Here is a 19,639-nt window from a genome sequence, read left to right as displayed (position 1 = left end):
ACTAAGAAGCCAAAGCGATATTCTGCGACCGGCCTCGTACTTTTCCGCTTTTCATCATGCCATCATATCGTTGCATGAGTAAGTAGCTTTCTACCTGGTTTAAGGTGTCCAATACTACCCCTACCATAATAATGAGGGACGTACCACCATAGAAAGCTGAAAAGGGGCGCGTTACACCTAGCAGTAAAGCGAAAGCAGGGAAGATAGCAATCAATGCAAGAGCTACTGCACCAGGCAGTGTAATCCGCGTTAATACTTCATCAATGTATTCTGAGGTATCTCGTCCAGGCTTCACACCGGGAACAAAACCTCCACTACGCTTCAGATCATCTGCAATTTGGTTAGGGTTAACGCTGATAGCAGTGTAGAAGTAAGTAAAGACAATAATGAGAGTAGCAAAAACTAGGTTATACTGCCAAGATGTGTAATCTGAAAATTTCAGCCCAATATAACTTGCAGTATCGCTTTCGTTCTGCCAAACTGATGCAACAATAGCAGGAACAAACATCAATGACTGCGCAAAAATGATAGGCATTACACCAGCTGCATTCACCTTCATTGGGATGAACTGACGCTGTGCATTCAATTGCGTTGTACCACCAATTTGCTTAGCGTACTGAACTGGAATGCGGCGAACAGCCTGAGTCAACACAATAACAGCCATCACCACTAAAAATAGCACAACGAGTTCAATCAGGAAGATAAGAGAGCCTTGCATACGCTTGGCTGCCGCTTCCCCAATCAAAGCACCAGGCAGACGTGATACAATCCCGATCATGATGATCATGGAAATGCCGTTACCAATGCCCTTATCGGTAATCTTTTCACCCAACCACATGCAGAACAATGTGCCCGCAGTGATTACTACCATCGTAGTAATGGTGAATAATAATCCAGGATTAGTTATTGCTTCTGCATTGATAGTTGCGATGAAACCCACTGATTGAGCCATCACAATAGGTATCGTAAGGAAGCGAGTGTACTGGTTGATTTTCTTTCGACCAGACTCGCCTTCCTTCTGTAATTTCTGAAAATAAGGAACAGCGATAGTCAAAAGTTGCAACACGATAGATGCCGAAATATAAGGCATGATACCGAGTGCAAAGATGGAAGCATGACTGAATGCTCCCCCCAACAAAGTGTCTAGAATACCGAAAAGGCCTTGAGCACCCTGTTTTAACTGAGTAGGGTCTACCCCTGGCAAAACTACATAAGAGCCTAGCCGATAGATAGCAATGAAAAAAACAGTATTGAGGATCCGAGTTCTCAGATCCTCAATTTTGAAAATATTTTTTATCGTCTCGATAAACTTTTTCATTGCTTAGTATGCTTTACAGCGTCACAGCTTTGCCTCCAGCCTTTTCAATGGCCTCAACAGCCGATTTTGAGAAGGCATGAGCATGAACTTCTACTGCTTTGGTAATTTCACCGCGGCCTAGAATCTTTACCTTAGCGTTTTTAGATACCAAACCAGCATTCACGAAGTAAGCAGCGTCTAAAGTAGAAATAGTGCTGTCTTTTTCAGTGAGTGAAGCTAGAACATCCAAATTGATGCTCTTATATTCCACACGGTTGATATTTTTGAAACCAAACTTAGGCACTCGGCGCTGCAGGGGCATTTGGCCACCTTCAAAACCCGACTTCTTGGAATAACCCGAACGGGACTTGGCACCTTTATGACCACGCGTCGACGTGCCGCCGCGGCCGGAACCCGTACCACGACCTACACGCTTTTCATTGCGGGTAGCACCAATAGCGGGCTTTAGATTGCTGAGATTCATATTCGACTTACTACCTAGAGTTCTGTTACTTCTACAAGGTGCTGTACTGCAGCTACCATACCAGCAATTTGAGGAGTATTTTCAACTTCCTTTGTGCTGCCTATTTTGCCCAGACCAAGAGCCTGAACAGTACGTTTCTGACGCTCAGGGCGGTCAATAACGCTTTTCACCAAGGTGATTTTAATCTGTGTCATCTCTGCTTAGCCGTTAAATACTTGTTGAAGGCTAATACCACGTTGCTGCGCAATCTGCAACGGGTCGCGCATTTTGGCTAAAGCGTCAAAGGTGGCCTTCACTACGTTGTGCGGGTTGGAAGAGCCTTTTGATTTTGCTAACACATCTTTGATGCCAGCACTTTCAAAAACAGCGCGCATAGCACCACCAGCAATTACACCAGTACCTGCAGCTGCTGGCTGTACTAATACAAATCCACCCGAGTATTTACCTTCCATTGCGTGTGGCACCGTATGCTTATACAGTGGCACCTTCACAAGGTTCTTTTTCGCATCGTCGATGCCCTTCGCAATAGCGTCAGTTACCTCGTTGGCTTTGCCAAGCCCATAACCTACTACTCCATTACCATCGCCTACTACTACGATAGCAGAGAAGCTAAAGCGGCGACCACCTTTTACTACTTTGGCAACGCGGTTGATTGCAACCACTTTCTCCTTAAGGTCGGTCTCGTTAGCGCGAACAACCTTGTTGTTATCTCTATTCTCTTTGGACATTGTCTTAGAAATTCAGCCCGCCTTCACGCGCGCCATCTGCCAGTGATTTTACGCGGCCGTGGTAGAGATAACCGGAACGGTCGAATACCACTTTCGTAATGCCTTTACCTTGAGCACGGGAGGCAAGCTCTTTGCCTACTGCGGCAGCAAGGGCGACTCCGTTGCCCCCCTCCACCGAAACGTGCTTCGAGGAAGCAGACGCCAACGTGTGACCAGTAGTATCGTCAATAATTTGGGCATAAATGCCTGTATTGCTACGAAATACCGACAAACGTGGACGCTCGGACGTGCCAGCAACCTTTGTGCGGATGATGCGCTGGATCCGTTTTCTTCTAGATGCTTTATCGAAAGCCATGATGTGAAATTATTTCGAAGCTGTTTTACCAGCCTTGCGACGAATTTGCTCGCCCACGAAGCGCACACCTTTACCTTTGTAAGGCTCAACTTTGCGCAGCGAACGTATTTTAGCAGCTACTTGACCAAGCAATTGCTTGTCGATGCTGTTCAGCGTAACAATGGGATTCTTACCCTTTTCCGTAACAGCAGTAGCAGTTACTTCTTTCGGTAGAGCCAAGAAGATATTGTGTGAATACCCTAGAGCGAGTTCCAGCGTATTTCCAGCAACAGTAGCTTTGTAACCTACCCCTACCAATTCTAGCTTCTCCTCAAACCCGTTGCTAACACCTTGAATAGCGTTGTTGATAAGGGAGCGATATAGGCCGTGCATAGCTTTATGACGCTTCTGCTCGGTAGGACGCTCTACTACCAATTGGCCATCAACGGTAGAAACCTTAATATCTTGATCAACCGGTGTTACCAGTGTGCCTTTAGGGCCTTTCACGGTTACCTGATTTTCGTTGTTTACATCAACCTGAACACCGGTGGGCAGGCTGATCGGCAGTTTACCAATACGTGACATAGTCTCGAATCCTCTCGGTTAGTAAACGTAGCACAGCACCTCGCCGCCCACATTCTCGTTCTTAGCTTCTTTTTCCGTCATTACACCTTTCGATGTTGACAGAATAGCGATACCCAAACCGCTCAATACGCGAGGCAAATTCTCTACGTGTGCATAAGTACGCAAACCTGGCGTGCTTACACGCTGCAGCTTAGTGATTGCAGGCTGCTTCGTAGTCGGATTGTATTTCAGAGCGATTTTAATAGTGCCCTGTACCGACGAATCATCAAAGCGGTAGCTCTGAATGTACCCTTTGTGGTAGAGTACTTTCGTAATCTCCTTCTTGATGTTACTGGCCGGAATCTCTACTACCCGATGATTTGCCTTAATGGCATTGCGCAACCGGGTCAGGTAGTCGGCAATTGGATCTGTATTCATTTGACTATTAGAGCGAGTCCCTATTTTTAGAGAGCCGCAAAGATAAGAAAATTTCATCATTGCTCAAGGCAACTTTGAAATTTTCGGGTTAAGACTGCTTGGCTCGGCTGTCTGGGCTCGGCCAATGGTTTCTTAGGCACAGAAGGCTGGATAGTTTTAAAACTACCCAGCCTTTCTAGTTTACCAACTCGATTTGGTTACACCAGGGATTTTACCAGCGAGAGCCATCTCACGGAAGCGAACACGGCTGATGCCAAATTTCCGCATATAACCACGCGGACGGCCGTCAATCATGTCACGGTTGTGTAAACGAACGGGGGAAGCGTCACGTGGAAGCTTATCTAACCCTTCGTAATCGCCAGCAGCTTTTAGAGCAGCGCGTTTCTCAGCATAGCGAGCAACAGTGGCGATGCGCTTACGCGCTCTTGCTTTTGCGGATTCTTTAGCCATTAGCTTTGTTTCTTGGCGTTTGTAAACGGCATACCAAAAGCTTTGAGCAGCTCATAGCTTTGCTCATCATTTTCAGCTGTCGTTACGAAGGTGATATCCATACCCGAAATCGATTTGATTTTATCAATAGAGATTTCAGGAAAAATGATTTGCTCCTTAATGCCTAAGGTATAATTACCACGGCCATCGAAGCCTTTGTCATTAATACCTTTAAAGTCACGTACCCGGGGTAGGGCAACAGTCAATAGGCGGTCCAAAAATTCATACATCCGCTCACCACGTAGGGTGACGCGAGCACCAATAGGCATTCCCTCGCGGAGTTTGAAGTTAGAAACTGAACGCTTTGCAATAGTGGGCACTGCCTTCTGACCAGCGATGGTAGTCAGTTCTTCTACGCCATTATCTACTAGCTTTTTGTCAGCTACTGCTGCGCCAATGCCGCGGTTAATGCAGATTTTAGTGATGCGTGGTACCTGCATAATGCTCTTGAATTGGAATTTCTCCTGGAGCACGGGTACTACTTCTGCTTGATATTTTTCTTTGAGTCGAGCCATTGTCGTGAAGCCAGATTAGGCGTTTGTCGTTGCAATTGGCTGCACGTTACTCACGTGAATCGGTGCCTCAATTTTGGTAATACCCCCTTGAGGATTTTTTGCACTAGGCTTATTGTGCTTAGTGACCAAATTTAGGCCTTCAACGATTACACGTTGTGTAGAACGGTTCACCGACTTGATCACACCGGTTTTGCCGCGCTCATCACCAGCAATTACCTTCACGGTATCACCAGTTTTAACGTGCAGTTTAACGGGCTTTGCTTTCGTTTTCGTTGCCATTGCTTAGAGAACTTCAGGAGCCAGTGAAACAATCTTCATAAACTGCTTCTCACGCAGTTCGCGGGCCACGGGGCCGAAGATGCGGGTGCCACGGGGCTCGTTGTTATTATTGAGCAGTACAGCAGCGTTGTCATCAAAGCGAATGTACGAACCATCTTTGCGGCGTACTTCCTTCTTTGTGCGTACTACTACTGCTTTAGATACAGTGCCTTTTTTGGCGTTGCCAGAAGGAATAGCTGATTTAATAGCTACTACAATCTTATCGCCAACACTGGCATATTTCTTACCCGTACCACCAAGGACACGGATGCAGAGCACTTCTTTGGCGCCGCTGTTATCAGCGACGGTCAGACGGGATTCTTGCTGGATCATCTTACTTAGCGCGCTCTAGAATTTCTACCAATCTCCAACGCTTGTTTTTGCTAAGCGGACGGGTCGACATAATACGAACCGTATCCCCTTCGCCACATTCGTTGTTTTCGTCGTGTGCCATGAACTTGGTGGTCTTAGACACGAACTTACCATAGATCGGGTGCTTCTGTTTAATTTCCACAACTACCGTAATGGATTTATCCATCTTGGAGCTGGAAACGCGCCCGATGATTTCCTTGCGCATATTGCGCTCAGGTGCGCCGGCTACCGGCTGCTGTGCTGCGTTGCTTTCCATCGTTTATTTAGCAGTTTGGTTAGCCTGCTCGTTCTCGCGACGGTTCAGCTCCGTCAGCAGACGGGCTACGTTTTTGCGGCTATGCTTCAGGCGAACCGGGTTTTCCAAAGGAGAGATGGCATGTGCGAAACGCAATGACTGTCCGTTGGTCTGTTCGGTTTTGATTTGCTCTTTCAGCTCTTCCAGCGAAAGGGCGCGGATATCTGTGTTCTTCATCTTGTCTTAGCTTTCTACGTAGTCGCGACGAACAACAAACTTAGTCTTAACCGGCAACTTCTGCGCGGCTAGACGCAGCGACTCCTGCGCTACTTCTAATGACACCCCGTCCGATTCGAACATAATGGTGCCAGGTTTAACTACAGCTACCCAATACTCAGGTGAGCCTTTACCTTTACCCATACGTACCTCTGCGGGCTTTTTCGTAATAGGCTTATCAGGAAAGATGCGGATCCAAACTTGACCTTCACGCTTCATTGCGCGAGTCATAGCGATACGAGCAGCCTCAATCTGGCGTGCCGTAATCCAAGCCTGCTCCAAAGACTTGATAGCGAATGAACCGAAATCGATAGTGCTGCCGCGATGGGCGAGGCCGTGGATGCGACCCTTCTGCATCTTCCGATACTTAGTTCTTTTCGGCTGTAACATGAGTTATACGAAAAAAAGATTCGAGATGAGAAAAAGGGCCTAGCGACGAGGGCCGCCACCTTGACCACCACGGTTTCCACCGCCTTGGCCTCCACGACGGTTACCACCACCTTGGCCGCCACGGTTGTCACCACCACGGTCATTACGGTCGCCACGCTCACGACGAGGGCCTCGGTCACCACGGTCACCGCGTGGGCCACGGTCGTTGCGGCTTTCACCGTTACCAGGATTAGTTGGCTGTTGGTTAGGCGACAAATCAGGCTTGCCGAAAACTTCGCCACGCATGATCCACACTTTGATGCCAATCTTACCGTAAACCGTCTGAGCTTCTGACAAAGCGTAGTCGATATCTGCACGTAAAGTGTGCAAAGGAGTACGACCTTCTTTATACTGCTCAGAGCGAGCGATTTCAGCGCCACCTAAACGACCACCACATTGAATCTTGATGCCTTCAGCACCAACCCGCATAGCAGCTTGGATAGACATCTTCATGGCGCGACGGAAAGAGATACGAGCCTGCAATTGTTGTGCAATGCTTTCTCCTACCAGCTTCGCATCAAGCTCAGGACGCTTAATTTCGAAGATGTTGATTTGGACGTCTTTGCTAGTGATTTGCTTCAGCTCGTCCTTAATCTTATCAACTTCCTGACCACCTTTACCAATTACAACACCCGGACGGGCCGTGTTGATTGTAATAGTAATACGCTTCAAAGTACGCTCTATTACGATGCGGGAAATACCGCCTTTCGGAATACGAGCGAGGATATATTTACGGATTTTTTCGTCCTCAACCAGCTTATCGGCAAAATCTTTACCGCCGTACCAGTTCGAGTCCCATCCTTTAATGACTCCCAGGCGGAAGCCGGTTGGATTTACTTTCTGTCCCATAGTGCTTATGCGGTAGCCTCAGCTTGATTTGCGGTCGATTTCTTAGACGAACGACGGGTAACTTTTGCGTCACTCGCATTACCAGTCGTTTCAGCAGCCTGCTTAGCGGCAGCTTTGCTGCCTAAAGGCTCAACTTTCGTATCAATAATCAACGTTACGTGGTTGCTACGCTTACGAATACGGTGACCGCGACCTTGAGGAGCGGGACGTAAACGCTTCAACTGGCGACCTTCGTCAACGAAGATTGTCTTGATATAAAGGTTAGCATCTTCGATACGCTCATCTTCATTCTGCTGCTGCCAATTAGCTAGAGCTGACAAAAGCAATTTTTCGATTTTTGCGGCGCCCGAATTAGCTTCAAACTTCAGCAGGCCTAAGGCACGAGTCACTTTCTGACCACGAACCATGTCGGCTACCAAGCGCATCTTGCGCGGCGAGGTAGGCACATTACGGAGTTTAGCTACTGCTTCCATCTTAGCGCTTGCCTTTATCTTTCTTGGCTACGTGGCCACGGAAGTTACGCGTAGGCGCAAACTCACCGAGCTTATGACCGACCATGTTTTCGGTCACGTATACCGGAATAAATTTATTGCCGTTGTGTACGGCGAATGTGTGGCCAACGAAATCCGGAGAAATCATCGAGCGGCGCGACCAAGTCTTCACCACTGATTTCTTACCGGCTTCATCCATTGCCGTTACTTTCTTCTCGAGCCGAAAGTCAATGTACGGCCCTTTTTTTAGCGAACGTGCCATTGGTTATTTCTTGCCTTTACGGTTAACGATGAGCTGCTCGGAATACTTGTTCTTATTACGGGTCTTCTGTCCTTTCGAGAAGATACCATTACGGCTGCGTGGGTGACCACCCGACGACTTGCCTTCACCACCACCCATTGGGTGATCGACAGGGTTCATAGCTACACCACGAACGCGAGGACGACGGCCTAACCAACGGTTACGACCGGCTTTGCCTAGACGCACATTCATGTGGTCGCCATTTGAAACAGTGCCTACTGTAGCCATGCAGGTAACCAGTACCATACGCATTTCACCGGAAGGCAATTTCAAAGTGGCATATTTATCTTCGCGAGCTACAAGCTGTGCGTAAGTTCCTGCTGAACGGGCCATAGCAGCACCGTTACCAGGCATTAGTTCGATGTTGTGTACAATTGTACCGAGTGGCATTTCACGCAGAGGAAGCGTGTTGCCTACTTCAGGTGCTACACCTGGGCCCGAAACAATCGTAGCACCTACTGTCAAACCGGCGGGCGCGATAATGTAGCGCTTTTCACCGTCAGCGTAGTTTACGAGTGCGATACGGGCAGTGCGGTTTGGATCGTACTCAATTGTCTTCACCGTGGCTGGAACACCAGCTTTATCACGTTTGAAGTCAATAACACGATACTTCGCTTTGTGTCCACCGCCAATATAGCGGTTCGACATCTTACCCGAATTGTTACGGCCACCAGAGTTTTTGAGGGGTGCCAACAGCGACTTCTCCGGCGTCGACGTCGTAATCTCGTCGAATGCCGGGGCGATGCGGAAGCGCTGACCCGGTGATGTTGGTCTTAGTTTTTTGAGTGCCATTACTATAGCTGGTTTGCTCTATCAGAAGGCTTAGATACCGCTGTAGAAGTCGATTACGTCGCCTTCTTTCACCGTTACAATAGCCTTTTTGCCATGAGGACGGCGGCCGCTTACAGCACCACCTTTCGTGAACTTCGATTTTACTTTACCATTCGTGCGGATGGTGCTAATGCCCGTAACCGTCACGCCGTAAAACTGCTCGATGTCCTTCTTGATTTGAACCTTATTAGCCGTACGGGTTACTTCAAACACGTACTGGCCTTTTTCGTTCAGGCTAGTAGCCTTTTCGGTTACAACCGGTTTCTTCAGCGTGCTCATTATTCAGCAGAGGTATAAAGTTGTTCTAAAGACTTCAGACCATCTTCTGACAACAGCAATGTGTCAGTATTCAGCAAATCGTGCGTGTTCAAAGCTACTGGAGTAGCCACGCTTACTTTCTGAATATTGCGAGCCGACAAAACAACGTTCTTGTCCACTTCACCAGTTACTAACAGAGTCTTCTTGCCGTTATTCAGCTTCAGACCAGCTAGGATGTTCACGAAATCTTTCGTCTTCGGAGCCGACAGCGTAATGTTCTCTACAAGAGAAATTTTACCATCTTTCGCCAATGAGCTAAGAGCTGACAGACGCGCTAGACGTTTGGTTTTCTTGTTAAGTTTGAAGCCGTAGTCGCGAGGCTGTGGACCGAAAACTCGGCCACCACCAATGAATACAGGCGACTTCATGCTACCAGCGCGAGCACCGCCCGTACCTTTTTGCTTCTTCAGCTTCTTGGTCGTGCCGCTTACTTCATTGCGCTGTTTCGCTTTGTGCGTTCCTTGGCGTTGATTAGCCAAGTACTGCTTCACGTCGAGATACATGACGTGCTCATTCGGTTCAAGACCGAAGATGGCGTCTGACAGGGTCACTTTACGACCAGTGTCTTCGCCTTTGATATTGTATACTGACAGTTCCATCTCGCCTTATTTTTCCAGGACCACGTAAGAATTCTTCGCGCCGGGAACAGAGCCGCTTACCACAATCAGGTTTTTATCGGCCACGATGCGCATTACCTTCAGGTTCTGCACCTTCACGCGGTCGTTACCCATACGGCCACCCATACGCATTCCTTTGAATACACGCGAAGGCCAAGAACAAGCACCGATAGAACCAGGGTGACGGCCGCGGTTGTGCTGACCGTGTGTTTGACCACCTACACCGGCAAAGTTATAGCGTTTCACAACGCCTTGGAAACCTTTACCTTTTGAAGTGCCTACTACGTCTACGAACTCACCTTCTTCGAACAGATCAGCTTTTAATTCGCTGCCGGCCGAATAGCTAGTTACGTCATCAACGCGAAACTCAACGAGCTTCTTCTTAGGAGTAGTACCAGCTTTGGCGAAGTGGCCAGCCAGTGCTTTTGTGGTATTTTTCGCTTTTTTCTCGCCGTAACCGAGTTGAACAGCGGTATAACCGTCGTTCTCGAGCGTTTTCACCTGCGTCACTACGCACGGACCCGCCTCAATGAGGGTACAGGGAACATTCTTCCCGTCCGGAGTGAAGAGGCTTGTCATACCGATTTTTTTACCGATGATGCCAGGCATTCTATTGGATGTTTATGAAAAAGACACAGTGAAAACGCCCAAATAGCGTTTTCGTAATGGGAGTGCAAAGCTATGGAAAGTTTTCATAAGAAGCCAGCCCAGTTCTAAAATATTTTCATGCTGTGGTTTTCAGTTTATCACTAACAATCAAACACTTTACTATTGCCCAGAATACTTCATCGCCCTTCTGAGCACATATTATTATTGTATTTAAGCTTTACCCGTACTACACAGTTTTTCGTGCAAAAAAGGACGCCCTATCAACTAAAATAGTTGATAGGGCGTCCTTTCCTAATTAGTCGGAGAAATTGAATCCTCAGACTTTGATTTCAACGTCAACACCGCTGGGCAGTTCTAGCTTCATGAGAGCATCTACTGTCTTCGATGAGGTTGAGTAGATATCTACAAGACGTTTGTAGGTGCAAAGCTGAAACTGCTCACGTGACTTCTTGTTCACGTGGGGCGAACGAAGTACGGTGAACTTCTCTTTGTTGGTGGGCAGTGGGATAGGGCCACTAACAACAGCGCCCGTAGCCTTCACCGCCTTCACGATCTTCTCCGACGATTTGTCCACCAAGTTGTGGTCGTAGGATTTGAGTTTAATGCGAATTTTCTGGTTCATTTCTGTAATGTGAAAGCGGAATTAGCGAATGGCGTTACCTTTTTGCTTAGCGATGATACCATCAGCCAAGTTGGTAGGTACTTGGTCATAGTGCGAGAAAGTCAGCGAAGCTGAAGCACGACCCGACGTGATAGTACGCAGTGACGTTACGTAACCGAAAAGCTCCGACAGAGGAACGTCAGCTTTCACTACGTTGGCACCACCTTTTGTATCCATACCTTTCATAATACCACGACGACGGTTCAAGTCACCTGTTACGGAACCGGTATACTCGTCTGGGGTTACTACTTCTACTGCCATAATGGGCTCAAGCAGTTTAGGACCAGCCTGACGAGCGGCTTCACGGAAACCACCACGGGCAGCTAGTTCGAACGACAAGGCATCAGAGTCAACATCGTGGTACGAGCCGAAGAATAGACGCACCTTCATGTTGTCGAGCGGGAAGCCAGCCAATGGGCCGTTCTTCATTGCTTCTTCAAAGCCTTTCTGAACTGGTGCAATGAATTCACGGGGGATAACACCACCCGTAATGTCATTCACAAACTCCAGACCTGGTTTCTCGGGATCAGTTTCCTTCGGACCGAGTTCGAATACAATGTCGCCGAATTTACCACGACCACCCGTCTGCTTCTTGTACGTTTCGCGGTGCTCTACTTTTTTAGTAAGAACCTCTTTGTAAGCAACCTGAGGAGCACCTTGGTTGATTTCAACCTTGAACTCACGACGCATACGGTCGATGATGATTTCGAGGTGAAGTTCACCCATACCACGCAATACTGTCTGACCAGTTTCTTGATCTGTCTGTACCGACAAGGTAGGATCTTCCTCTACGAGTTTGGCAATAGCCATACCCATTTTGTCTACGTCAGCTTGCGTCTTTGGCTCAATGGCGTAGCCAATTACAGGCTCAGGGAACGACATTGATTCCAATACCAAAGGTTTGCCTTCAGCAGTCAGTGTGTCACCTGTTTTGATGTCCTTAAAGCCTACACCAGCAGCAATATCGCCCGCTTGAATTTTCTCAATTGGGTTTTGCTTATTGGAGTGCATCTGCATCAAACGCGAGATACGCTCTTTCTTCTGCGTGCGGTTGTTGAATACATACGAACCAGCGTCAAGCTGGCCGCTATAACAACGGAAGAAGCATAGACGACCTACAAATGGGTCAGTAGCAATTTTGAATGCTAGCGCAGTGAAAGGCTCATCGTTGTCGGGGTGACGCTCTACTTCCTCGCCGGTATCAGGGTTGGTACCAATGACAGCAGGCATATCGAGAGGCGACGGCAGGTAGGCCATAACGGCATCCAACATAGCCTGTACACCCTTGTTTTTAAAGGCTGAGCCACACATTACAGGCGAAAACTTCATGTCGATAACCGCTTTGCGGATAACGTCCATCATTTCCTCACGCGTAATGCTATCCGGATCGTCGAAGAATTTCTCCATCAACGTGTCGTCGTATTCAGCAACGCTTTCTACGAGTTTCTCACGCCACTCAGCAACCGTGTCTACGAGATCTTCAGGAACTGGAACCTCTTTGTAAGTTTTACCTTGGGTAGCGTCGTCCCATACAATGGCCTTACCAGTCAGTAGGTCAACTACGCCCTTGAAGGTATCTTCAGCACCAATAGGAATTTGTAGCGGCACGGGATTAGCACCGAGTTTTTCCTTGATTTCGTTAACGGCTTTGAAGAAGTCCGCACCAGCACGGTCCATCTTGTTAACGAAACAAATGCGGGGCACTTTATACTTATCAGCCTGACGCCATACAGTTTCAGACTGAGGCTCTACGCCTGACACAGCGCAGAACAATGCTACAGCACCATCCAGTACACGCAACGAACGCTCTACCTCTACCGTAAAGTCAACGTGACCGGGGGTATCGATGAGGTTGATCTTATATTGCTTAGTTTCAGGAGTCGGGTCACCCTGTACGGTTGGATAGTTCCAAAACGTAGTGGTTGCAGCCGAGGTAATTGTAATACCACGCTCCTGCTCCTGCTCCATCCAGTCCATCGTAGCGGCACCTTCGTGCACTTCGCCGATTTTATGGGTTTTGCCGGTGTAGTAGAGAATGCGCTCCGAAGTCGTAGTCTTACCGGCGTCGATGTGCGCCATAATCCCGATATTCCGGAGGTATTGCAGGTCTTTATTAACAGCCATTGCTTTATTAAGTGTTATTTAAGGGCTTAGGGTCTTGGGCACCTAGTAAGCTTCAAAGAGAAAACTAAGTTCCTAAGACCCTAAGTCCTTAACAACGATTTAGAATCGGAAGTGCGAGAAGGCTTTGTTGGCTTCAGCCATGCGGTGAGTGTCGTCCTTTTTCTTAACGGCAGCACCTTCACCTTTAGCAGCAGCAATAATTTCTCCAGCCAGCTTATCTTTCATCGTTTTCTCACCACGACGACGAGCATATTGGATCAACCACTTTGAGCCAACAGCAATACGACGGTCAGCGCGAACTTCGATTGGCACCTGGAAGGTAGCACCACCTACACGGCGGCTCTTTACTTCTACAGTTGGCATCACGTTGTTCAAGGCTTTACGCCACATTTCCAAGCCACTCTCCTTGGTGCGCTGCTCCACTAGGTCGCAGGCATCATAGAAAATAGTGTAGGCTAGATTTTTCTTCCCGTCGTACATCATGTAATTGACGAAACGGGTTACCAGCGTCTCCTTGTATTTGGGATCAGGAAGGAGAATGCGCTTCTTCGGTTTTGACTTTCTCATAGTAGCAGAAGTGAGTACCGAGAAGTGAGAAGTGAGATAGGAACCACAATAGGGTGCCCACCTCTCACTTCTAACTACTCATCTCTTAGTATTTACTTTTTCTTACCGGGTGCTGGTTTCCCACCTTTACCGGCTGCAGGAGCCTGACCTGGCTTCGGACGCTTAGCGCCATATTTCGAACGACGCTGCAAACGGCCGTTTACACCGGCAGTGTCAAGGGCACCACGGATGATGTGATAACGCACACCTGGCAAATCTTTCACGCGGCCGCCACGGATCAGCACGATGCTGTGCTCCTGCAGGTTGTGGCCTTCACCGGGAATGTAGGCGTTAACTTCTTTGCCGTTGGTTAGGCGCACACGGGCAACTTTACGCATAGCCGAGTTTGGCTTCTTAGGCGTAGTGGTATATACACGGGTGCAAACGCCGCGGCGCTGCGGGCACGCATCAAGAGCCGGCGACTTTGACTTCGTCGTCAGCTTCTCGCGGCCTTTACGTACTAACTGGTTAATGGTAGGCATCTACGGAATGGTTTGTCCAGGAGGGTTTTCTCCCAAAAAATTAGGCTTGCAAAGGTAGAAAAAGTGTTTTGAAATAGCAAACAGGTTGAAATAGTTTGTTTTAGAGAATCGTAAGATAATCTATCATTGCTCTTCTCATTCATACTCCCCTACCCTTCTAGGTAAGGTGAGACGCAGTTTGACCAAGTCCTGTAGCTATATCAGTTGTATTTTATGCTTCTCCCACAGCGCCTCCAAAATTCATAGGAAAACTAGGCATTTCTGGCTGCGCATTTATTGGACCAAATGTTTGCTCAAAGCGTTCTACATTATCAGCTAATGCTGCCAGTAAACGTTTGGCATGTTCTGGTGTGATGACAATACGAGCTTTTACTTTTGCTTTAGGTAAGCCCGGCATCAAACGGATGAAGTCAATGACAAACTCACTGCTGCTATGCGCAATCATAGCCAAATTAGCATATTGCCCTTCAGCGATGTCTTCAGGTAATTCTATGTTAATAGCATTTGGGTCTTGCGGAATGCTCGGATCTGATGGATGACTCATGTTTGAAGTAGAAAGATGAGAAGCTAAAGATACTAGAAACAAAACGGCCGGTTAGAGTACTCTAACCGGCCGTTCTTTATGCATTCGTTATCGCATTACTCCGACACTGATTCACGCTTAGCGCGCGAAGTCCTCTTAGGAGCAACGACTTCTTCAGTTACCCGAGCGTTTTGCAATGCCTCGAGTTCCTCCTTCGAACCAACTACCTGCCGCGTGTATTCGCGCAAGCCTGTGCCGGCTGGGATGAGGTGACCTACGATTACGTTCTCCTTCAGGCCCAGCAGTTCGTCAGCTTTGCCACGGATGGCAGCTTCCGACAGTACTTTGGTTGTTTCCTGGAAGGAAGCGGCCGAGATGAACGACTGCGTGCCCAACGAAGCCTGCGTAATACCCTGGAGGGTAGGACGCGATACGGCGGGTTGCGCTTCACGTACTTCTACTAGCTTCAAATCGCGACGCTTAAGTGACGAGTTCTCATCGCGTAGCTTACGAGCTGACACAATCTGGCCAGGGCGTAGATTAGTAGAGTCACCGGCATCGGTTACCACCTTCATGTCGATGATGGTATCGTTCTCTTCCATGAAGATCACCTTGTCGATTACCTGGTGCTCCAAGAAGCTCGTATCGCCGGCATCGAGAATCACAACTTTCTGCATCATCTGGCGCACTACCACCTCAATGTGCTTGTCGTTGATCTTCACGCCCTGCAGACGATATACTTCTTGAATCTCGTTCACGAGGTATTCTTGCACAGCGCCCGGCCCCTGAATGCTCAGGATATCGTTCGGCGTGATGGCACCATCAGAGAGAGGCATACCGGCTCGGATGAAGTCGTTGTCCTGCACCAAAATGTGCTTCGACAGCGGCACCATATATTTCTTCTTCACACCGTCTTTCGACTCGACAAAGATTTCACGGTTACCACGCTTTACTGTACCGTAGCTTACTACACCATCGATTTCGGACACAACAGCCGGGTTCGAGGGGTTACGCGCTTCGAATAGTTCCGTAACACGGGGTAGACCACCGGTGATATCACGGGTCTTACCTACGGCACGCGGAATCTTAGCGAGGATATAACCTGCTTTGATTTTCTGGCCATTCTCCACGTTCAAGTGAGAGCCTACTGGTACACTGTAGCCTTTTTGAGACTCCTCAGCATCTTTACGGCTCGACTTAACAATGATAGACGGGTTCTGCGTCTTATCGCGTGATTCGATGATTACCTTCTCACGGTGACCTGTCTGCTCATCCGATTCTTCACGGTAGGTTACACCTTCCGTAATTGAATCGTATTGAATTGTACCGTCAAACTCAGCTAGAATTACCGCGTTATACGGATCCCAGTTATTGAGTTCTTGGCCTTTTTCCACCTGCTGACCTTCGTCAACAAGCAGGAATGAACCATATGGAATGTGGTGCGAGATGTACACTTTGCCAGTTCCAGGCTCCACGATGCGAATCTCGCCTGAACGGCCCATTACCACTTTCACCGATTCACCTTCGGCATTGGTAGTATCTACCGTCCGCACATCTTCGAATTCGATAACACCGTTGAACTTGGCACGGGTGCTAGCTTCCACCGCAATGTTGGAAGCCGTACCACCTACGTGGAAGGTACGCAACGTCAGCTGAGTGCCAGGCTCACCGATAGACTGAGCAGCAATAACACCTACTGCTTCGCCTTTCTGTACCATCCGGCCCGATGACAGGTTACGGCCGTAGCACTTCGCACAGATACCACGCTTCGATTCACAGGTCAGTACCGAACGGATTTCAACCGATTCGATGCTGGTCTGATCAATGCGACGCGTTACCTCTTCGGTAATTTCATCGCCAGCCGTCAAGATTACCTCATCGGTCAGCGGGTCGATTACATCGTGCACTGCTACTCGACCCAGGATACGCTCAGCCAACGATTCTACGATATCCTCGTTGTCTTTCAAGGCAAAGGTTTCGATGCCACGCAGCGTACCGCAGTCTACCTCATTCACGATCACGTCTTGTGAAACGTCTACCAGACGACGCGTCAAGTAACCAGCGTCAGCCGTTTTCAGAGCGGTATCGGCCAGACCCTTACGGGCACCGTGGGTAGAGATGAAGTACTCGATTACGTCCAGCCCTTCTTTGAAGTTAGACAGAATCGGGTTTTCGATAATCTCCCCTACCGAACCCTGCAACGACTTCTGCGGCTTGGCCATCAGACCCCGCATACCGCCGAGCTGACGAATCTGCTCGCGCGAGCCACGGGCGCCAGAGTGCATCATCATGTAAATCGAGTTGAAGCCCTGGTTCTCCTTTTCGAGGCGACCCATGAGGGTTTCAGTGATTTGGTTGTTGATGCGCGTCCAGATGTCGATAACCTGGTTGTAACGCTCGTTGTCCGTAATCAGACCCATCTGGTAGTTCTGGGTTACGGCTTTCACGTCGTTCTGGGCTTGCAGAATCAGCTCGTCCTTCTCCTGTGGAATCTGGATATCACCCAGACCCATCGACAGACCACCTTTGTAAGCCGACTGGAAACCAAGCGTCTTGATGTCGTCAAGGAATTGTGCGGTACGGGCCATTCCGGTCCGCTTGAACACCAGCGAGATAATCTGCTGAAGCTTCTTCTTCGTCAGCAGTTCGTCTACGAATCCTACTTCCTCGGGCACGAGTTGGTTGAATAGCACACGACCAGCAACGGTTTCGATGATTTTAGTAACGAGGTTATCGTCTTCATCACGAACCTTCGTGCGCACCTTGATATAGGCATGCTTAGAAAGTTGCTTTTCGTTGATAGCAATTACTACTTCTTCGTCCGAATAGAACATTCGGCCTTCGCCTTGAATCTTCTCGTCGTCGGTTGAGCGCTTGCCTTTAGTCACATAGTACAGACCCAGAACCATGTCCTGCGACGGTACCGCGATGGGCGCGCCGTTGGCTGGGTTCAAGATGTTATGCGAAGCCAACATGAGCATGGAGGCTTCAAGAATAGCAGCCGGTCCTAGCGGAACGTGCACAGCCATTTGGTCACCGTCAAAGTCAGCGTTGAAGGCTGTACAAACGAGCGGGTGCAACTGAATAGCCTTGCCTTCAATGAGACGCGGCTGGAAAGCCTGAATACCTAAGCGGTGGAGGGTAGGAGCACGGTTCAAGAGAACAGGGTGGCCTTTCAGCACATTCTCCAGAATGTCCCACACTACGGCGTCTTTGCGGTCTACAATCTTCTTCGCTGACTTCACCGTCTTCACAATGCCACGCTCGATGAGCTTGCGGATGATGAACGGTTTGAACAGCTCAGCGGCCATATTTTTGGGTAGACCGCATTCATGCAGCTTCAACTCGGGGCCTACAACAATAACCGAACGACCAGAATAGTCAACGCGCTTACCGAGCAGATTCTGGCGGAAGCGGCCCTGCTTGCCTTTCAGCATATCAGACAGCGACTTCAGCGCACGGTTACCCTCAGCACGCACGGCATTCACTTTACGTGAGTTGTCGAACAGCGAGTCTACAGCTTCCTGGAGCATGCGCTTCTCGTTCCGCAGAATCACCTCAGGAGCCTTGATTTCAATCAGGCGCTTGAGACGGTTGTTGCGGATGATAACGCGACGGTACAGGTCGTTCAAATCGGAGGTAGCAAAACGGCCACCATCCAACGGCACGAGTGGGCGCAGTTCTGGCGGAATCACCGGCACCATGCGGATTACCATCCACTCAGGCTTGTTCTCGATGCGGGTAGCGGCATCGCGGAATGCTTCCACTACGCGCAGACGCTTCAGAGCCTCAGCTTTCCGCTGCTGCGATGTTTCGTGGGCAGCTGAGTCACGCAGAGAGTAAGACAGCTCATCCAAGTTGGTACGCTCGAGCAGCATTTGCAACGCGTCGGCACCCATCTTGGCGATGAATTTGTTCGGATCTTCGTTAGGCAGCATCTGGTTCTCGCGGGGGAGACGGTCGATGATGTCCAAGTACTCGTCTTCTGTGAGGAAGTCAAGTTGCTGTACGCCTTCTTCAGCCAAAATACCTGGCTGCACTACAGCGTAACGCTCGTAATAGATAATCTGGTCGAGCTTCTTGGTGGGTAGGCCCAGCAAGTAGCCGATCTTGTTAGGTAGGGACTTGAAGTACCAGATATGCGCAACGGGCACCACCAATTCGATGTGGCCCATCCGCTCCCGACGCACTTTCTTCTCGGTTACCTCCACGCCGCAACGGTCGCAGATGATACCCTTGTAGCGAATCCGCTTGTATTTGCCGCAGTGGCACTCCCAGTCCTTCACCGGACCGAAGATTCGCTCGCAGAATAGACCGCCCATTTCGGGCTTGTACGTCCGGTAGTTGATCGTCTCAGGTTTCACTACTTCACCGTTCGACCTCTCCAAAATGGATTCGGGCGAAGCCAGCGAAATGGTAACTTTCGAGAAGTCCTGTACCAGTTTCTTGTTTTTTGCAAACGCCATGTAGGGTAGCTGTTGTTAGCTGTTGGCTTGTATCTGTTTGTTGGTTCCGCTAGTCTTAAGACAGGTCGGAAAGAACATAACAGTTCGACTCTGCGAAAAGTGCTCTGTGGGTCGGATAGGTACGCCGCGCAGTAGTTTTCCGCCAGGTCTTACTAGTTGGTTGATTCAAAAGCTGAATCGAATTGCAGCCAGCTGTATCCGGGGATGAATGTTGTTCTGACCATATCTCGGAACAACGCCGGCAGCAGCTGTTATAGGCTTCCCGAACCGCGGGTACTCTAT

26 protein-coding genes and 1 pseudogene are annotated in these 19,639 nt (G+C 48.9%); all 27 read right to left on the bottom strand.

The window, feature by feature from the left end:
• Position 1: 1 nt before the first annotated feature.
• The 27 genes and pseudogenes from secY to rpoC all read right to left on the bottom strand — a co-directional run bounded on the left by secY (position 2) and on the right by rpoC (position 19,357).
• Positions 2–1,318 (bottom strand): preprotein translocase subunit SecY, encoded by a 1,317-nt coding sequence (gene secY, locus MUN82_RS20915; RefSeq protein WP_245093519.1) that lies wholly within the window; start codon positions 1,316–1,318, stop codon positions 2–4.
• Positions 1,319–1,331: 13 nt separating this feature from the next.
• Complete coding sequence (rplO, locus tag MUN82_RS20910; RefSeq protein WP_245093518.1) at positions 1,332–1,781, bottom strand: 50S ribosomal protein L15; 450 nt, start codon at positions 1,779–1,781, stop codon at positions 1,332–1,334.
• 14 nt (positions 1,782–1,795) lie between these two features.
• A complete protein-coding gene (gene rpmD, locus MUN82_RS20905; protein ID WP_245093517.1) occupies positions 1,796–1,975 on the bottom strand; it encodes a 50S ribosomal protein L30 in 180 nt (59 codons plus the stop codon).
• Positions 1,976–1,981: 6 nt separating this feature from the next.
• Positions 1,982–2,509 (bottom strand): 30S ribosomal protein S5, encoded by a 528-nt coding sequence (rpsE, locus tag MUN82_RS20900; RefSeq protein WP_245093516.1) that lies wholly within the window; start codon positions 2,507–2,509, stop codon positions 1,982–1,984.
• A 4-nt stretch (positions 2,510–2,513) separates the two neighbouring features.
• Positions 2,514–2,864 carry a 50S ribosomal protein L18 gene (rplR, locus tag MUN82_RS20895; RefSeq protein ID WP_185281350.1) on the bottom strand — a complete coding sequence of 117 codons (351 nt, stop codon included), beginning with the start codon at positions 2,862–2,864 and terminating at the stop codon, positions 2,514–2,516.
• 9 nt (positions 2,865–2,873) lie between these two features.
• Positions 2,874–3,428 (bottom strand): 50S ribosomal protein L6, encoded by a 555-nt coding sequence (rplF, locus tag MUN82_RS20890; protein WP_245093515.1) that lies wholly within the window; start codon positions 3,426–3,428, stop codon positions 2,874–2,876.
• Between the two features lie 18 nt (positions 3,429–3,446).
• Positions 3,447–3,845 (bottom strand): 30S ribosomal protein S8, encoded by a 399-nt coding sequence (gene rpsH, locus MUN82_RS20885; RefSeq protein ID WP_185281352.1) that lies wholly within the window; start codon positions 3,843–3,845, stop codon positions 3,447–3,449.
• A gap of 180 nt (positions 3,846–4,025) precedes the next feature.
• Entirely contained in the window at positions 4,026–4,295 is a 270-nt protein-coding gene (gene rpsN / locus MUN82_RS20880) for a 30S ribosomal protein S14 (protein WP_187320299.1), read from the bottom strand.
• A complete protein-coding gene (gene rplE, locus MUN82_RS20875; RefSeq protein WP_245093514.1) occupies positions 4,295–4,849 on the bottom strand; it encodes a 50S ribosomal protein L5 in 555 nt (184 codons plus the stop codon). The genes rpsN and rplE overlap by 1 nt, the downstream gene beginning before the upstream one ends.
• 39 nt (positions 4,850–4,888) lie before the next feature.
• Positions 4,889–5,128: pseudogene (rplX, locus tag MUN82_RS20870) on the bottom strand (50S ribosomal protein L24); the annotation flags it as partial.
• Positions 5,129–5,131: 3 nt separating this feature from the next.
• Positions 5,132–5,500 carry a 50S ribosomal protein L14 gene (rplN, locus tag MUN82_RS20865; protein ID WP_187320301.1) on the bottom strand — a complete coding sequence of 123 codons (369 nt, stop codon included), beginning with the start codon at positions 5,498–5,500 and terminating at the stop codon, positions 5,132–5,134.
• A 1-nt stretch (position 5,501) separates the two neighbouring features.
• The gene (gene rpsQ, locus MUN82_RS20860; protein WP_219156805.1) at positions 5,502–5,795 is read right to left on the bottom strand and encodes a 30S ribosomal protein S17; all 294 of its coding nucleotides are present in this window, start codon (positions 5,793–5,795) and stop codon (positions 5,502–5,504) included.
• Between the two features lie 3 nt (positions 5,796–5,798).
• Positions 5,799–6,011, bottom strand: coding sequence for a 50S ribosomal protein L29 (gene rpmC, locus MUN82_RS20855; RefSeq protein WP_245093513.1), 213 nt, complete (start codon positions 6,009–6,011; stop codon positions 5,799–5,801).
• 6 nt (positions 6,012–6,017) lie between these two features.
• Positions 6,018–6,440 (bottom strand): 50S ribosomal protein L16, encoded by a 423-nt coding sequence (gene rplP, locus MUN82_RS20850; protein WP_185281358.1) that lies wholly within the window; start codon positions 6,438–6,440, stop codon positions 6,018–6,020.
• A gap of 39 nt (positions 6,441–6,479) precedes the next feature.
• Complete coding sequence (rpsC, locus tag MUN82_RS20845; protein ID WP_187320304.1) at positions 6,480–7,328, bottom strand: 30S ribosomal protein S3; 849 nt, start codon at positions 7,326–7,328, stop codon at positions 6,480–6,482.
• 5 nt (positions 7,329–7,333) lie between these two features.
• Positions 7,334–7,801, bottom strand: a complete 468-nt coding sequence (gene rplV / locus MUN82_RS20840) for a 50S ribosomal protein L22 (RefSeq protein ID WP_245093511.1) — start codon at positions 7,799–7,801, stop codon at positions 7,334–7,336.
• A 1-nt stretch (position 7,802) separates the two neighbouring features.
• On the bottom strand, positions 7,803–8,081 hold the full coding sequence (gene rpsS, locus MUN82_RS20835) for a 30S ribosomal protein S19 (RefSeq protein WP_185281361.1): 279 nt from the start codon (positions 8,079–8,081) through the stop codon (positions 7,803–7,805).
• A gap of 3 nt (positions 8,082–8,084) precedes the next feature.
• Complete coding sequence (rplB, locus tag MUN82_RS20830; protein ID WP_185281362.1) at positions 8,085–8,912, bottom strand: 50S ribosomal protein L2; 828 nt, start codon at positions 8,910–8,912, stop codon at positions 8,085–8,087.
• 30 nt (positions 8,913–8,942) lie between these two features.
• Positions 8,943–9,230, bottom strand: a complete 288-nt coding sequence (gene rplW / locus MUN82_RS20825; protein ID WP_185281363.1) for a 50S ribosomal protein L23 — start codon at positions 9,228–9,230, stop codon at positions 8,943–8,945.
• Positions 9,230–9,868, bottom strand: a complete 639-nt coding sequence (rplD, locus tag MUN82_RS20820; RefSeq protein ID WP_245093510.1) for a 50S ribosomal protein L4 — start codon at positions 9,866–9,868, stop codon at positions 9,230–9,232. The genes rplW and rplD overlap by 1 nt, the downstream gene beginning before the upstream one ends.
• Positions 9,869–9,874: 6 nt before the next feature.
• A complete protein-coding gene (gene rplC / locus MUN82_RS20815) occupies positions 9,875–10,495 on the bottom strand; it encodes a 50S ribosomal protein L3 (protein ID WP_187320309.1) in 621 nt (206 codons plus the stop codon).
• A gap of 316 nt (positions 10,496–10,811) precedes the next feature.
• A complete protein-coding gene (rpsJ, locus tag MUN82_RS20810; RefSeq protein ID WP_185281366.1) occupies positions 10,812–11,117 on the bottom strand; it encodes a 30S ribosomal protein S10 in 306 nt (101 codons plus the stop codon).
• Between the two features lie 21 nt (positions 11,118–11,138).
• Positions 11,139–13,280 (bottom strand): elongation factor G, encoded by a 2,142-nt coding sequence (fusA, locus tag MUN82_RS20805; RefSeq protein WP_245093509.1) that lies wholly within the window; start codon positions 13,278–13,280, stop codon positions 11,139–11,141.
• A gap of 99 nt (positions 13,281–13,379) precedes the next feature.
• Positions 13,380–13,847 carry a 30S ribosomal protein S7 gene (gene rpsG, locus MUN82_RS20800; protein ID WP_187320311.1) on the bottom strand — a complete coding sequence of 156 codons (468 nt, stop codon included), beginning with the start codon at positions 13,845–13,847 and terminating at the stop codon, positions 13,380–13,382.
• Between the two features lie 92 nt (positions 13,848–13,939).
• Complete coding sequence (gene rpsL / locus MUN82_RS20795) at positions 13,940–14,368, bottom strand: 30S ribosomal protein S12 (protein WP_185281368.1); 429 nt, start codon at positions 14,366–14,368, stop codon at positions 13,940–13,942.
• Positions 14,369–14,579: 211 nt separating this feature from the next.
• Complete coding sequence (locus MUN82_RS20790) at positions 14,580–14,912, bottom strand: DUF3467 domain-containing protein (RefSeq protein ID WP_245093508.1); 333 nt, start codon at positions 14,910–14,912, stop codon at positions 14,580–14,582.
• A 95-nt stretch (positions 14,913–15,007) separates the two neighbouring features.
• The gene (rpoC, locus tag MUN82_RS20785; RefSeq protein WP_245093507.1) at positions 15,008–19,357 is read right to left on the bottom strand and encodes a DNA-directed RNA polymerase subunit beta'; all 4,350 of its coding nucleotides are present in this window, start codon (positions 19,355–19,357) and stop codon (positions 15,008–15,010) included.
• Positions 19,358–19,639: the final 282 nt, after the last annotated feature.

Source organism: Hymenobacter aerilatus, from assembly GCF_022921095.1.
GTDB lineage: Bacteria > Bacteroidota > Bacteroidia > Cytophagales > Hymenobacteraceae > Hymenobacter > Hymenobacter aerilatus.
Note: the sequence above shows the minus strand (reverse complement) of the source record. Positions and strands in the feature narration are given on the sequence as shown.